At 71.2% G+C, this 14814-nt stretch carries 12 protein-coding genes; 8 read left to right on the plus strand and 4 right to left on the minus strand.

Annotation, left to right across the window (positions count from 1 at the left end; genetic code table 11):
* Window positions 1-18 precede the first annotated feature (18 nt).
* Together recR and HNR57_RS16675 are read left to right on the plus strand one after the other, a co-directional pair.
* The gene (recR, locus tag HNR57_RS16670) at window positions 19-618 is read left to right on the plus strand and encodes a recombination mediator RecR (protein ID WP_003991835.1); all 600 of its coding nucleotides are present in this window, start codon (window positions 19-21) and stop codon (window positions 616-618) included.
* On the plus strand, window positions 611-1270 hold the full coding sequence (locus HNR57_RS16675; RefSeq protein WP_184560781.1) for a DUF5063 domain-containing protein: 660 nt from the start codon (window positions 611-613) through the stop codon (window positions 1268-1270). The genes recR and HNR57_RS16675 overlap by 8 nt, the downstream gene beginning before the upstream one ends.
* Here HNR57_RS16675 and HNR57_RS16680 read toward each other — a convergent pair.
* Window positions 1263-5915 (minus strand): wHTH domain-containing protein, encoded by a 4653-nt coding sequence (locus HNR57_RS16680; protein ID WP_184560782.1) that lies wholly within the window; start codon window positions 5913-5915, stop codon window positions 1263-1265. The two genes, HNR57_RS16675 and HNR57_RS16680, sit on opposite strands and share 8 nt — an antisense overlap.
* Window positions 5916-6109: 194 nt before the next feature.
* Here HNR57_RS16680 and HNR57_RS16685 point away from each other — a divergent pair, with 194 nt between their 5' ends.
* A complete protein-coding gene (locus HNR57_RS16685) occupies window positions 6110-6286 on the plus strand; it encodes a hypothetical protein (RefSeq protein WP_184560783.1) in 177 nt (58 codons plus the stop codon).
* Between the two features lie 12 nt (window positions 6287-6298).
* Here the strand turns inward: HNR57_RS16685 and HNR57_RS16690 are convergent, their stop codons facing one another.
* Window positions 6299-7135 carry a PhzF family protein gene (locus tag HNR57_RS16690; protein ID WP_184560784.1) on the minus strand — a complete coding sequence of 279 codons (837 nt, stop codon included), beginning with the start codon at window positions 7133-7135 and terminating at the stop codon, window positions 6299-6301.
* A 172-nt stretch (window positions 7136-7307) separates the two neighbouring features.
* Here HNR57_RS16690 and HNR57_RS16695 point away from each other — a divergent pair, with 172 nt between their 5' ends.
* A complete protein-coding gene (locus HNR57_RS16695) occupies window positions 7308-7835 on the plus strand; it encodes an SgcJ/EcaC family oxidoreductase (protein ID WP_184560785.1) in 528 nt (175 codons plus the stop codon).
* Window positions 7836-7840: 5 nt separating this feature from the next.
* Here the strand turns inward: HNR57_RS16695 and HNR57_RS16700 are convergent, their stop codons facing one another.
* Both HNR57_RS16700 and HNR57_RS16705 read right to left on the minus strand, forming a co-directional pair.
* Window positions 7841-9199 carry a sensor histidine kinase gene (locus HNR57_RS16700; protein WP_184560786.1) on the minus strand — a complete coding sequence of 453 codons (1359 nt, stop codon included), beginning with the start codon at window positions 9197-9199 and terminating at the stop codon, window positions 7841-7843.
* Window positions 9196-9900 carry a response regulator transcription factor gene (locus tag HNR57_RS16705; protein ID WP_184560787.1) on the minus strand — a complete coding sequence of 235 codons (705 nt, stop codon included), beginning with the start codon at window positions 9898-9900 and terminating at the stop codon, window positions 9196-9198. Before HNR57_RS16705 ends, HNR57_RS16700 begins: the two co-directional genes overlap by 4 nt.
* A 234-nt stretch (window positions 9901-10134) precedes the next feature.
* Between HNR57_RS16705 and HNR57_RS16710 the strand changes: the two genes are divergently transcribed.
* From HNR57_RS16710 to HNR57_RS16725, 4 genes are all read left to right on the plus strand, one after another.
* Complete coding sequence (locus HNR57_RS16710) at window positions 10135-11424, plus strand: aspartate kinase (protein ID WP_184560788.1); 1290 nt, start codon at window positions 10135-10137, stop codon at window positions 11422-11424.
* Window positions 11424-12509, plus strand: coding sequence for an aspartate-semialdehyde dehydrogenase (locus tag HNR57_RS16715; RefSeq protein ID WP_184560789.1), 1086 nt, complete (start codon window positions 11424-11426; stop codon window positions 12507-12509). Before HNR57_RS16710 ends, HNR57_RS16715 begins: the two co-directional genes overlap by 1 nt.
* A gap of 520 nt (window positions 12510-13029) precedes the next feature.
* Complete coding sequence (locus HNR57_RS16720; protein ID WP_184560790.1) at window positions 13030-13605, plus strand: SigE family RNA polymerase sigma factor; 576 nt, start codon at window positions 13030-13032, stop codon at window positions 13603-13605.
* Window positions 13606-13733: 128 nt separating this feature from the next.
* Complete coding sequence (locus HNR57_RS16725; protein ID WP_184560944.1) at window positions 13734-14774, plus strand: hypothetical protein; 1041 nt, start codon at window positions 13734-13736, stop codon at window positions 14772-14774.
* The last annotated feature ends 40 nt before the right edge of the window (window positions 14775-14814 follow it).

Genomic DNA, 14814 nt, shown 5'->3' on the forward strand with positions numbered 1-14814 from the left:
CCCAGGAAGGGCAGTCCGTTGTACGAAGGCGTGGTCCAGGACCTGATCGACGAGCTGGGGCGGCTGCCCGGCGTCGGTCCGAAGAGCGCCCAGCGGATCGCCTTCCACATCCTGCAGGCGGAGCCGACGGACGTACGGCGCCTCGCGCAGGCCCTGATGGAGGTCAAGGCGAAGGTCCGCTTCTGCGCGACCTGCGGCAACGTCGCGCAGGAGGAGCTGTGCAACATCTGCCGCGACACCCGCCGCGACCCGGCCGTCATCTGCGTGGTCGAGGAGCCGAAGGACGTCGTGGCGATCGAGCGCACGCGTGAGTTCCGGGGCCGCTACCACGTCCTGGGCGGCGCGATCAGCCCGATCGACGGCGTCGGCCCGGACGACCTGCGCATCAGAGAACTCCTGGCCCGCCTGGCGGACGGGACGGTCACCGAGCTGATCCTGGCCACGGACCCGAATCTCGAGGGCGAGGCGACGGCCACGTACCTCGCCCGCATGATCAAGCCCATGGGCCTGAAGGTCACCCGCCTGGCCAGCGGCCTCCCGGTGGGTGGGGACCTGGAATACGCGGACGAGGTCACCCTCGGACGCGCCTTCGAGGGGAGACGACTCCTAGATGTCTGACGCCACGCTGCACGCGACCGACCAGAACCCGGACGATTTCGCGGTCCAGATCGCGGACCAGATCGAGAGCTTCCTGGTCGCCGTCACGGAGGTCGCGAAGGGCGACGAGCCGGAATCGGCCGTGCCCTTCCTCCTCCTGGAGGTCTCCCAACTCCTCCTGGCCGGCGGCCGGCTCGGCGCGCACGAGGACATCGTGCCCGACGAGCGCTACGAACCCGACTCGGGCCCCGAGCCGGACGTCGACGAGCTCCGCGAGAACCTGGCCCGCCTGCTGGACCCCGTCGACGTGTACTCCGAGGTCTTCGACCCCTACGAGCCCCGCAAGGCCCCGGTCCCGGCCCGCATCTCCGACGACCTCACGGACGTCATCACGGACCTGCGCCACGGCATGTCCCACTACCGGGCGGGCCGCACCACGGAGGCTCTGTGGTGGTGGCAGTTCTCCTACTTCTCCAACTGGGGCTCCACCGCCTCGGCGAGCCTGCGGGCCCTGCAGTCGGTCCTCGCCCACGTCCGCCTCAACCAGCCCCTGGCCGAACTCGACGGCCTGGACACGGACCAGGGCATGGGCGACGACACACTGGAGATCGAGGCGGGCCGCGTGATGGCCGAGGAGATCGCGGAGCCCCTGGGGCTGCGCCCGGCTAAGTAGCGTCGACCGGCCGGGCGCTGCCGCCCGGCTCCTGCTTCATGACCAGACCGGGCACTTCGGGCAACGCGGCGAGAACGGCATCGCGCACGCGCTGAAGATCGACGTCCAGACCCTCCAGCCGTTCCACGAGTTCCTTGGCGGGCAGGGCGACGCGGCGCGCGACCAGAAGGAAGTCGGAGATCGGCTCTTTGAGGCCGAGGCACGAGTTCTGCTTCCCCGGGCCTCGTTCCACTCGGCAGAGGCGGTGGTCGGTCTCGTCCAGCCGGCCGATCCGGTCCTCGGGGACCCGGAAGCCGAACGCGGTCAGTCGTTGCGCGATCTCGTGCGGCTCCTTGGGCAACTTCCGGATGACGGACACCAGATGGTGCAGGGGGACCGGTCGGCCTTCCTCGAGCGGCAGCTGCATCTCCTCGTGCAGGCCGAGGAGGTACTGGTCGAAGGCATAGGCGTCTTCCGGTGCGGTGTCGAGCGTCGTGAGCAGACCGTACTGAGCGAGACGGTCGACCACCGCCCGGGGTGGTAGCCCTAGGCCGGAGGACTTCATGACCACGTGGTGCACCGACACCGGCCGGTCCGGAGACAGCGGCTCCCCGGGTGGCCCGAAGCGCCGAGTCGTCCCGAGCAGGATGTCGTCCCTGGGTTCGGCGCTCGGAGGGAACGAGACGTCCGGTGGTACGAGACCGTAGGCGCGCAGCCGGTCCGCCACCTCCGCCGGGCGTAGCCCGGACTCGAGCGCTGCTCGGACCACCTGATGGGCGGTCACGACGTCATCCGCCCGGATCCAGGGGGGCCGGGCGTCGGCACGGGCACTGAGGATCACCACGTCCGTGTCGTTCGCCATGGGCGGCAACGCTGAGGGCGTGGGCAGTCCCAGTGCCTCGACACCTCGAGACATCTCGTGCAGGGGAACGCCCTGCGCGGCTGAGACGCGGGCCAGTACACCGGGCGGAATCGCCGTTTCCTCCCGCAGGCTGTGCCACTCTCGGGAGCCCCACCCCCACTCCCTGCTCCGCTGGAGGAAGTGGTCGGCCTGTTCTTCGCCGGCGGGGACGAGTTCGGGATGGAATCCGAGGGCGCGCAGTTCCCTCACGATGTGCGACACCGGACGCTGCAACTCGGCTGCTGCATGGAGCACATGGCCGAGGGGGACCGGCTTCTCGGGGTCCAGCGGGGCTTCCCCCTGCAGGCGGTCGCTGACCAGGCGAAGCGTCCTCTCGGCCCTGGCCTCCAGCAGGGGAGCGTCCGCCGTGACGGTGAAGCCGAACCACCTCAGCCACTGGACGGCCGTGCCGAGGTCGATACCGGCGTCGCGGCAGGCCTTGAGGAGGTGACCCGGTGGCACCGGTGCGTTGACCTCGAGCCAGGGGCTCCGGCCGTTCAGGCGCCAGCTGAGGAGGACCAGTGCCCGCTCGTCCAAGTCCTCCGCCGACGGGTCCGGTTCCACCACGGTGAACCCGAATCCCCGCATGCGTCGCGCGGCCTCACGGAGACTCATGCCGAACTCGAGCCGGGCCTTGAGCAGGTGCCCTGGGGGGACCGGCCCAGCACTGTCGATCCAGAGCGACATCGGAATGCCGGAGCGGAACGGAGGGGCCAGGTCATGGCTCAGGAGCGCCAGGTTGATGTCGTCGATGACGGGTTCCTCCTCCGCTGCCGGTGGTGTCTGCAGGCGGAGTTCCCTCATGCGTTCCAGGGCCTCGCGGTAAGGGATGCCTCGGATCGTTGAGAAGAAGAGGGCATGTCCGGGGGAGGCCAGGGAGATGCCGAGGTCCCGGAAGGGCCAGTGGCGCTGGTTCCAGTCACCGTCGACGGGGGTGCACGCGAGGACGTCGGACGGAAGCGCAGGCAGGACCCGCTCCACCCGGTCGAGCTCCGGGACGACCGCGGTGAGCGCCGTCAGTTCGGCGTTGGGCCTGTGGGCCAGCAGCCTCCAGAGCAGGAGGTGGTCGTCCATGGTGCCGATCACCCTGCCGGCCGGGGTCTCGCCGCCGGTGATCTCGAAGTCCTTGAGGCGGGAGTCGCTTCGGTGGACGAGCAGAGCGTCTTGGGGGAAGAACCCGGTGGCGGCCATGGACGTCAGATGACCGTGCAGTTCCATCTCGTGCCCCGCCGCCCTCGCCGCCTCCGTGACGATGTCGGCGAGCCGGGGGCTGCGGCCCGCGATCTCGGACAGCCACGCGACGTCCAGGATCGGGGGGTCGGCCGACAGGAGCGCCGGGAACGCGGCTCTGAGCAGCGCTTCGACGTCCGCGCAGACGTCGGCGTCCAGAATCTCCGTCCGGTCCACGGACAGCCGGCGGGGGCGGGTCCGGCCGGTGAGGTTGACCACGGCACCGCGCAGGGCGCGCTGGTCACCCGGGGCGGTCAGTACGCCACGCAGGACCCGGGGTTCGGCGTAGATCCCGTCGACCAGGACGCCTCCGCCGTGCCGGCACCAGACGACCTGGCCGTCCTCGCCGTCGGGCCCGGCCTGCCAGGAGACCAGGTGGCCGTGCGCCTCGAAGCCGTCCGACCGCAGCGCGAGTGCCTCCCGCGGGCGCAGGACCCCGGGCTCCCACACCACGGTCTGCCTGCCCTGCCGGGCGGTGGTCGCGAACTCGGCGATGCCCAGGAGCCTGCGCAACTCCCTGACGCAGGACGGTGCCTCCTCGCCGTCGCGCAGATACAGGCGGACCGTGGTGCCGATGGATCCCGGGCTTCCGGTCGGCCGGACGCGGAAGTAGTGGCCCGGGCCGCTGATCAGCACCGTGATCTCGCGTAACCGGCCGTCCACTCCGTTCATGTGGCAGGTGGTCACACGGATCTCGTCGGCGAGCATGAAGTAGCTGAGCACTCCGATGCCGAACCGGCTGTTCGGGTGCATGGTGACGCCGCGGCTCTGCCACTCCTGCCGCTCCTCCTGGAATCGCGGGAGGTCCGTGAAACGTACTCCGGCCTGGGAGAACACCTCGGACAGGGTGATCTCGTCCATGCCGACGCCGTTGTCCCGGCACTCCAGGTAGTGCCGGTCCTCCTCCTCGTCGTACCCCTGGGTGAACTCGATCCGCCCCCGGTACCCGCTGTCGGTCTCGGTGGCCTCGGACCGGGCCTTGCGGTAGCGGCAGGCGTCCAGGGCGTTCTGGTAGAGCTCGCGGATGGCGAGGGACCGGTCACGGTAGAGGTTCTCGCCCATGAGGAGCTCCTGGACGCGTTCCTCGTCGAGCCGGAAGCGGATGACGCCGCCGACGGGAACGGCCCTGCCCTCGGCGTCGACTTCACGGACCTCCTCGGCCCCCGTGTACAGAGGCAGGGCGTCGAAGTCGGGTGCTGCGGCCCGCCGGACGGCCCGCAGCAGGGACTCCAGCCGTCGGGTGTGCTCGGTGAGAGCGGCCACCACGGCGGGGTGGCCGCAGCGGGCCCGGAGCCCGATCCCCTCCCCGCGCGGCTGCCACGAGGCCTTGTCCACCGTGGTGAGGAGCTTCGCCGGGTCGAGGGGGTCGGGAATGCCCACGTGCCGCACGATCACCGAGGAGAGGTCCGTGGTCTCGACCGCCATGCCGTGCGCCACGGCGAAGACGGACCCCACCAGCCGTTCCCGTACGTCCTGGAAGTCCCGTCCGTCGAAGTCCAGTTGGTAGGGGTCCTCACGCAGGTGGTCCGGACGGGCGGCGTCGAACAATTCGTTCGGGCCCGAGTGGGCGCAGCCCAGCAGACGTGACAGCGGCTCCGGATCGAGCACGGCCTCCAGACCGGTGCCTTCGGTGCCCATTGCCGACAGGAACCGGGGGAGTCGCCCCGGCTGCCGTCCCGCCCACTGGTGGAACAGCCACCACCCGATCTCCCGCCGCCCGTCCGGCCTGTCCCTCAGGGCGCCCAGTTCCGCCCGCCGGACGAGCCGTTCATGGCCGCCCAGCAGCACCTCGAACATCCGCCGTTCCGTGTCCGGCGACGTCCGCTGCCCGAGGTCCGTCGGATCGACGTGGGACAGTTCCGCCGCCGTCCGTGTTCGGTGGGTCTGGTGGAGGAAGGGGAGCAGGGAGACGAGCGCGGCCTCGGCGGGGGACAGGAGCAGTGCCCCGCCGCTGCGGGGCAGATCGAGGAACCAGTTGGTCCAGCGGGAGATCCGTCGTGCGAGGTTCACGTCGTGCCACGGGTCCTCGGCGAGCGCGGCCCGGGCCTCGTCATACAGCTCGGCCAGCCGCCCCGCGGCATTCCGGGCCCGGGCCTTCAGCGGTTCGGCCTGTTCCGCCGCGCCCGGCCGCAGCAGCCGCCAGGCAGGGGAGTGGGTGACGGCCTCCTCCCAGCACGAGCGGACGTCTGAGACGGGGGACGCGGCGGGGCGGACGAGCGCGGGGCCGGTGCCCTTCCCGCGCTCCGCGCGGGCCTTCGCGGCGAGGGCGCGCCAGCGTGCCGTGGGCGGGATGCGCAGGGACGGGTTCCGTCGGCGCGCGATGGTCTCGAGGGCGGAGACCAAGAGCACCACTTTGTCGTCGGTGCGGGGGACCATTCCCCTTTTCACCCAGTCCGCGACGCTGCTGTCCGACGGGACGTCACCACGGGAGGTCACCAGGGTCCGGATCTCCGCGTGCACGGCGGTCGGGTCGGGCCCGTCGGCAAGCCGCAACAGCCGGTCCAGCTCCGTCCAGTAGGTGTGTGGTTCCGTCATGACCCCTGCCCCCGTGCGCGTGCCCCGCCCCGTCGCCCCGAGTCGGGCGAGTCGGCCGACTCGGAAAGTTCCAAGCTACCGACCTGACCTGCACGGCAACCCCTGATCGAGAGGATTGGCCCGCACGGTGGCCGGTCCTGCCCCGGCACCCTTCAGGACGTTCCCTTCACACCGACGCCCTCGAAGGAGACGCAATGGACCCGCTTCTCATCGCTGCCGTGTGCGCGTGCAGCGTCCTGACCCTGCTGATCGTCGCCCTGGCGGCCGTGCACTTCGTGCGCTCGGCGCTCGACGGAGCGGCGTCCGAGGACCGGGCCCGGATCCTGGGTGCCCTGGCCGAGGTGATTCGGGCGGTGCGGGGCAGGCGGTGATCTCCCCGGCGCTCAGAGTCGTACGGCCGCCCCCGTCACGCCGATGCCCGTGCCCGGATCCGCCGGTACCGTCACCGTGATCGTGCTCGGGCGGCCCATGTCCGTGCCCTGGTGGATCGTCAGGGTGGCCGGTACCGAGGTGAGTTCCAGTTCCCTGAGGTAGCCGCCGAACGCGGCCGCCGCCGCTCCCGTCGCCGGGTCCTCGGTCACGCCGCCGGGCGGGAACGGGTTGCGGGCGTGGAAGACGGCGGGGGATTCGCGCCAGACGAGGTCGACCGTGGTCCAGTCCCTGCGGGCCATGAGGGCGGTGAGCGCGGGCATGTCGTAGTCCAGGTCCGCCAGCCGGTCCCGGGTCGCGGCGGCGATGACCGGGTGCCAGGCTCCGGCGAAGGCCACCCGGGGCGGCAGGGCCGGGTCCAGGTCCCCGGCGGACCAGCCGAGGATCGCCAGCAGTTCGGCGAGGTCGGCCTCATCGAGGGGGACCGTACGCGGGGCGACGCTCACCAGGGTCGCCACGAGGGTGCCGTCCGCCGTCCGGTCCGTGGTGACGGTGACCAGGCCCGCCGCGGTGCGCAGCAGCAGCCGTCCGGTGCCGTGCCGCTCCGCGTGGGCCACGGCCGTGGCGATCGTCGCGTGGCCGCAGAACGGCACCTCGGCGAGCGGGCTGAAGTAGCGGACGTTCAGGGAGCCGTCGCAGGCCTCCACCGCGAACGCCGTTTCCGAATAGCCCACTTCGGCCGCCGTCGCCAGCATCGCCGCGTCGTCGGCGCCGCTCGCGTCGAGCACCACCCCCGCGGGGTTGCCGCCCTCGGGATCCGTGCTGAACGCCACGTAGCGCAGTATCTCCATGCCCAGACGGTAGCGCCCGGCCCCCGGTCACGCAGCGTGATTTGGCGGCTCCTTGTACGGGCCCTGGACGCGGGCTGTACGGCCCCTAACCGGTGAAACGCGAGGCTGGAGTCACTTCCACCGCAGAGAACGCGGAGGCAAGCCGACTCCCCTCGATCACACCGGAGATGTCATGAACCGTCGCCCCGCCCGCCGGCGCATAGCCGTAGCCGCCATCGCCACCGCAGTCCTGGCCGCCGGCACCTTCGCCCTCGGTGCCGGGGTCGCCGGAGCCGACGCAGGGAACAAGGGCGGGAAGCACGCCAAGCCGGTGACCAAGACGCAGGTGCTCGGGCTGTTCGACCAGTGGAACGCCGCGCTGCAGACCGGTGACCCGAAGAAGGTCGCCGACCTGTACGCGAAGGACGCCGTCCTGCTCCCGACGGTCTCCAACCAGGTCCGTACGGACAGAGCCGGGATCGTCGACTACTTCGAGCACTTCCTGCAGAACAAGCCGAAGGGTACGAAGATCGAGTCCGTCGTCAACGTCCTCGACCGCGACACCGTCATCGACACCGGGGTGTACGAGTTCGCGCTCACCGACCACGACACGGGCGAGAAGAGCACCGTCAAGGCCCGCTACACCTACGCCTACGAGAAGCAGCCGAACGGCAAGTGGCTGATCGTGAACCACCACTCCTCGAAGATGCCGCAGGGCTGAGCGGGTCAGCCACCGCCGCGGTGGGACGCCCGCAGCGTGATCGTCACGCACAGGCCGCCGCTCGGAGCGTCCGTCAGCGCCACGGTCCCGCCGTCGTCCGTCGCCAGCTGCCTGACGACGGCGAGACCGAGGCCGGAGCCGGACTTCCCGGTCAGGCCCTGGCCGCGCCAGAAGCGGTCGAAGGCACGGGACTTCTCGGCATCCGACATGCCGGGCCCCTCGTCCAGGACCGACACCCCCACCACGTCGCCCCGGGGCTCCACCCGCACGGTGATCGTCCCGCCGTCGGGCGAGACCTCCAGGGCGTTGGAGAGCACGTTGTCCAGCATCTGGTCCAGATGACCGGGGCTGGCCAGCACAGACGGCCGGCCGTCGGTACTCCCCCTGAGCGCGATGGTGACTCCGCGCTCGTCGGCGGCCGGCCTCCACACGGCGAGCCGCTCCCGCACGATGTCCATCAGCGGGAGCGGCTCGGCCGCCGTCACCTTCGCCTCGGCCCGGGCCAGCACCAGCAGTCCGCTGACCAGCCGGCTCATCCGGACGACCTCCGCCGTGGCCTGCTCCACGTCCTCCCGGACGAACTCGTCGTCGACGCCGTCCGCGATGTTGTCCAGGGACAGCCGCAACGCCGTGAGCGGCGTGCGCAGTTGGTGGGAGGCGTCCGCGACGAAGATGCGCTGGGCCGCGATCAGGGTGTCCAGCCGTTCGGCGCCCTGGTTGAGGGTGCGCGCCAGGGTCTGGGTCTCGGGCGGGCCCGTCACGGGGGAGCGGGCCGTCAGATCGCCGTCGCTGAACTTGCTGGCCATGTCGTTGAGCTGGCGCAGCGGCCGGGTGAGGCGCCGGGCCACCGCGACGCCGAGCAGCGCGGCCACCCCGAGGACGAGCACGGCGAGGACCGCCCGGAAGCCCCAGATCTGCCACAGCCGGCCGGTCATCTCGTCGGTCGAGTACAGGATGCGCACGGCGCCGACGACCCGGTCCGTGCCGGCCGCGCGGGCCGGCACCGTGATCTCCAGTTCGGGGCCCCAGATGAAGGAGGAGCCCCAGTCGGTCGTGGACCCGCCCTCCTCCAGGGCCTTGGCCAGGGCCGCGTCCGCCGTCGGCCGCGGCAGGTCCGCCGGGCAGCTCGCGGTGCGGGTCACCTGGATCTCGTCGTCGTAGGCCTTGGCCATCTCCTCCAGCGCCCGGCAGGAGGCGGCCCGGCCGTCGCCCAGGAGCAGGGCCATGGCGTCGGCCTCGCGCAGGACCGACGACCTGGTGTCGTCCCGCAGCTGGTCCGTGAGCGTGAACGCCACCGGCACGGTGAACAGCGCGATGGCGACCGCGACGAGCAGGACGTAGCTGCGGACGAGCTGGCGGATCATGAGGCGGTGCCGTCCCCGCCCGCGTCCTTCGTGATCTCCAGCCGGAAGCCGACCCCGCGCACCGCCTCGATGGTGATCGCCCCCGCGAGCTTGCGCCGCAGCGCCGCCACGTGCACGTCCAGCGTCTTCGTCGGGCCGAACCAGTTCGCGTCCCAGACCGCTTCCATGATCTGCTCGCGCGACATCAGCGCCCCGGGCTCCTCGGTGAGGAAGGCCAGCAGGTCGTACTCCTTGGGCGCGAGGGCGACCTCCTCGCCGTCCAGGCGCACCCGGGCCGCCTTGCGGTCGATCGTCAGGCGGGTGCCGTAGCGGTCGGGGCCCGCGCCGGGCGTCCCCGCGGGGGTGCGGGGCCGGGTGCGGCGCATGACGGCCCTTATCCGCGCGATGACCTCCCGGACGCCGAACGGCTTGGAGACGTAGTCGTCCGCGCCGAGCTCCAGGCCGACCACCCGGTCCGTCTCGTCGCTGCGGGCGCTGATCACGATGATCGGGAGGTCGCCGCGCTCGCGCAGCGCCTTGCAGACGTCGAGGCCGTCGGTGTCGGGCAGGCCGAGATCGAGCAGGACGACGTCGTAGGGGCCCTCGTGCCGGAGGGCCGCCTCGCCCGTGGTCACCCACTCGACCTCGAAGCCGTAGCGCCTGAGGCCGCGGCGCAGGGACTCGGCGACCGGTTCATCGTCTTCCACCAGGAGTACGCGCACAGCCGAACCCTAGTGCTTGAAAGTTGTGTGACCGGGACCGCGGCTCGTGCGATTGTGACGCCGGGCACTTTCCCGAGTGGCGTGTGCCCAGATGGGCATGAGCGACTCTGGACGGGCGGGCCGAGATCTCACCATGCGATATCGCGGAAGGGATTTTCGGACGCTCGTTAGACTGAGCCGACCGCGGTACGAATGCGTATGAGCGGATAGAGACGGATTGAGCGAGGAGCGCACGTGGGCCTTGTCGTGCAGAAGTACGGAGGCTCCTCCGTAGCCGATGCCGAGGGCATCAAGCGCGTCGCCAAGCGGATCGTGGAAGCGAAGCAGAACGGCAACCAGGTGGTTGCCGTGGTTTCCGCGATGGGCGACACGACGGACGAGCTGATCGATCTCGCCGAGCAGGTTTCCCCGATGCCTGCCGGGCGCGAGCTCGACATGCTGCTGACCGCCGGAGAGCGGATCTCCATGGCCCTGCTGGCGATGGCGATCAAAAAGCTGGGCCACGAGGCCCAGTCGTTCACCGGCAGCCAGGCGGGTGTCATCACCGACTCGGTCCACAACAAGGCCCGGATCATCGACGTCACGCCGGGCCGGATCAAGACCTCGGTGGACGAGGGCAACATCGCCATCGTGGCCGGTTTCCAGGGTGTCAGCCAGGACACCAAGGACATCACCACGCTCGGCCGCGGCGGCTCCGACACCACGGCGGTGGCCCTCGCCGCCGCCCTCGACGCCGACGTCTGCGAGATCTACACCGACGTCGACGGCGTGTTCACCGCCGACCCGCGGGTGGTGAAGAAGGCCCGGAAGATCGACTGGATCTCCTTCGAGGACATGCTCGAACTGGCGGCGTCCGGGTCCAAGGTGCTGCTCCACCGCTGCGTGGAGTACGCCCGCCGGTACAACATCCCGATCCACGTCCGGTCCAGCTTCAGCGGGCTGCAGGGCACGTGGGTCAGCAGCGAGCCCGTCGTTCGCACGACACAGCAAGGGGAAAAGCAGGTGGAGCAGGCTCTCATCTCCGGTGTCGCGCACGACACCTCCGAGGCCAAGGTCACGGTCGTCGGCGTGCCGGACAAGCCGGGCGAGGCGGCCTCGATCTTCCGCACGATCGCCGACGCCGAGATCAACATCGACATGGTCGTGCAGAACGTGTCCGCCGCCTCCACGGGCCTGACGGACATCTCCTTCACGCTGCCGAAGACCGAGGGCCGCAAGGCCATCGACGCGCTGGAGAAGAACAAGGCCGGCATCGGCTTCGACTCCCTGCGCTACGACGACCAGATCGGCAAGATCTCCCTGGTCGGCGCCGGCATGAAGACCAACCCGGGTGTCACGGCCGACTTCTTCACGGCCCTGTCCGACGCGGGCGTGAACATCGAGCTGATCTCGACCTCCGAGATCCGCATCTCGGTGGTCACCCGCGCCGACGACGTCCCCGAGGCCGTCCGCGCCGTGCACTCCGCGTTCGGGCTCGACTCCGACAGCGACGAGGCCGTCGTCTACGGGGGCACCGGCCGCTGATGGCCGACCTCCGACAGGACGCCCGGACCGTACGGTCCGGGCGTCCGACGCTTGCCGTGGTGGGTGCGACCGGTGCCGTCGGCACGGTCATGCTCCGGATCCTCTCCCAGCGGGCCGACGTCTGGGGCGAGATCCGGCTGATCGCCTCCCCGCGCTCGGCCGGCCGCAAGCTGACCGTGCGCGGCGAGGAGACCGAGGTCCTCCCGCTCACCGAGGAGACCTTCGACGGGGTCGACGTCGCCATGTTCGACGTCCCCGACGAGGTCGCCGAGCGGTGGGCGCCCCTCGCCGCCGCCAAGGGCGCGGTGGTGGTCGACAACTCGGGCGTCTTCCGGATGGACCCGGACGTGCCGCTCGTCGTGCCCGAGGTCAACCCGCACGCCGTGCGGATGCGCCCACGCGGGATCATCGCCAACCCCAGCTGCACGACGCTCTCCATGATCGTGGCCCTGGGCGCGCTGCACGCCGAGTTCGGCCTGCGCGAGCTGGTCGCCTCCTCGTACCAGGCCGTCAGCGGTGCCGGGCGCGACGGTGTGCAGACCCTGCGCCGGCAGCTCTCCCTGGTCGCCGGCACGGAGCTGGGCACCAACCCCGGCGACGTACGGCGGGCCGTCGGGGACCACACCGGGCCGTTCCCGGAGCCGGTCGCCCTGAACGTCGTGCCGTGGACCGGTACGGCGTGCGAGGACGGCTGGTCGTCGGAGGAGCTGAAGGTGCGGGACGAGTCCCGCAAGATCCTCGGCCTGCCCGGCCTTCCCGTGGCCGTCACCTGTGTCCGGGTGCCGGTGATCACCACGCACTCCCTGACCGTGCACGCCCGCTTCGAGGGCGAGGTCACCGTCGACAAGGCCCGCGAGATCCTCGCCACGGCGCCCGGTGTCGTACTGTTCGACAACCCGGCCGCGGGGGAGTTCCCGACGCCGGCCGACGTGGTCGGCACCGACCCGACCTGGGTCGGGCGGGTCCGGCGGGCGCTGGACGACCCCACGGCGCTCGAACTGTTCGTGTGCGGGGACAATCTGCGCAAGGGGTCCGCGCTCAACACCGCGCAGATTGCCGAGCTGGTCGCGGCCGAGCTGCCCTGACGGGTCATCGATCCGTTTTCGAGAAGTTTCGCCGCGGCAAAATGCCCGGGCCGATGTCATAGGCGGTTTGTAGGATCTCTGCACGACATGTGAGCCGGTCGATGGTCCGGACCACTTGTCCATGGCGCTTCGGCATCAGAGGATTTACCTCCCCGTCCTCCGCAACCGTGCGGAGGGCGGGGAGCGTCTTTGCGGTCGCCCTTCGGCCGTGGAAGCGCTTTATCAGGCGTGGGGACGCCTGGAACCGGGCGTGGGGACGTCCGTTTACATTTGGACATAGGGGAAGAGCGGGACGCATGAGGGCATTTGATGCACCATCGGTTGTGCTGCCTGACGCGGGTAGACCGTCCACGACGACGGTCGGCGTGAAAGTGATGCCCGGCACGTACAACCCTGACAGGGGTCAGCGTGTCCAACAGGCGTGGCAGAGGTACTCGACTTCAGCGCGGCACGCGGCACGGTCCTTCGACCGCCCCGTCCGGCGGCTCTACGACCCCGCATGGCCGGTACGCCCGGTGGCATGCCGGTGATCGCGCCCGTGCCCGCAGCGCGGCCGGCCCGCATACCCAACCAGCGTGACGGCGCAGAGGACGGCGTCGCCGCCGGGACCTCCGTCGACCACCTCACGGAGACCTACCGCGCGCACTACCGCTCGCTGCTGGGTCTCGCCGCCCTCCTCCTCGACGACACCGCCTCCTGCGAGGACGTCGTCCAGGAGGCGTTCATCCGTGTCCACTCCGCCCGCAAGCGGGTCCGCGACCCGGAGAAGACCCTGGCGTACCTGCGCCAGACCGTCGTCAACCTCTCGCGCTCCGCGCTGCGCCGCCGCATACTCGGCCTGAAGCTGCTGTCGAAGCCGATGCCCGACATGGCCAGCGCCGAGGAAGGCGCCTACGACCAGCTGGAGCGCGACTCCCTCATCAAGGCGATGAAGGGGCTGCAGCGCCGCCAGCGCGAGGTGCTGGTGCTGCGCTACTTCGCGGACATGACCGAGGCGCAGGTCGCCGAGGCCCTCGGCATATCGCTGGGCTCGGTCAAGGCGTACGGCTCGCGCGGCATCGCGGCGCTCCGGCTGGCCATGGAGGCGCCGGCATGAGTGACCGCAACGGCGCGGGCGGCAACGGGCGCGAAGGCCCCGAGCCCGCCGAGCGCCCCGACGAGTGGCAGGCGCCGACAAGGCGGCACGGGCAAGATCCGAAGCAATCGCACGCTGGGAACGGAACTGTGAACCACGGCCCCGACGACCAGAGCCCGGACGGGCTCGACTCGGACGAGCTGGACCTGCGCACGATGCTGCACCAGGTGGTGCAGGAGGTGGAGCCGCGCGACGGCACCCTGGAGTACCTGCGCAAGGCGGTGCCCCAGCGGCGGACCCGCAAGCGGCAGGCCGTCGTCGGCATGGCCGCCGCCGCGCTCTTCATCGGCACCGCCATCCCCGCCCTGGTGCACGTCTCCAACGCCACCGGCTCCGACGCCAACCCGTCCGCCATCGGCCACGCCTCCGAGACGCAAGGCGGCTCGGGCGGGGGGAAGGGCCCGGACGGCGGCGAGAGCACCGCGGGCGGCTCCTCCGGCAAGACCGAGGGCAAGGAGAAGGGCGACAAGAAGGAGAAGGACAAGGGCAAGGGATCCGGCGCCTCCACCGGCGCGTCCCAGGGCGGTACCGGCCCTTCCTCCACCGCCGCCGCCGGCATCCAGGCGTGCACCGCCGCCCAGCTCGGCCCCGCCTCCGGAAGCGCCGGCGCCCCCGACTCCACGGGCGCTGTCTCCGGCTCCTTCCGTGTCGTCAACGTCTCCGGCGCGGCCTGTACGGTCACCGGCCCCGGCTCGGTGAGCGCGCTGCCGCAGGGCGCCGCCGACATGAGCAAGGTCAGTTCGGCCCGGCACATCGCGGGCGACGCGGCGTCCGGTCTGCTGCCCGACCCGTCCCTGGAGGCCGCCCAGCTGGTGCTCCAGCCAGGCATCGGCTACGACGTGAAGTTCGCCTGGGTCCCCTCCGAGACCTGCCCCACTCCCGGCGGCAGCGTCGGCGGTCCCGACCCCAGCCCCGACCCCACCCCCTCGGAGGACCCGGCGACCACGGCCGGCACCTCCACCGGCGGCGACACGGGCGCGGCCCCGCAGCTGGCCAGGGAGGACGGCACGGTCGACGGCAGCGTGGCGGTGACGTACACCCCGGGCACGGGCTCGGGCGCCACCTCGGTGACGGTGTCCAACGCGTGCGCGGGCACCGTGTACTGGACGGGCGTGCTGGCGGGGGCGTAGCCGGTCACGGTGTATCGGAGGGGCGTGCCGACGGGGGCGT

Source organism: Streptomyces paradoxus (assembly GCF_014202475.1).
GTDB lineage: Bacteria > Actinomycetota > Actinomycetes > Streptomycetales > Streptomycetaceae > Streptomyces > Streptomyces paradoxus.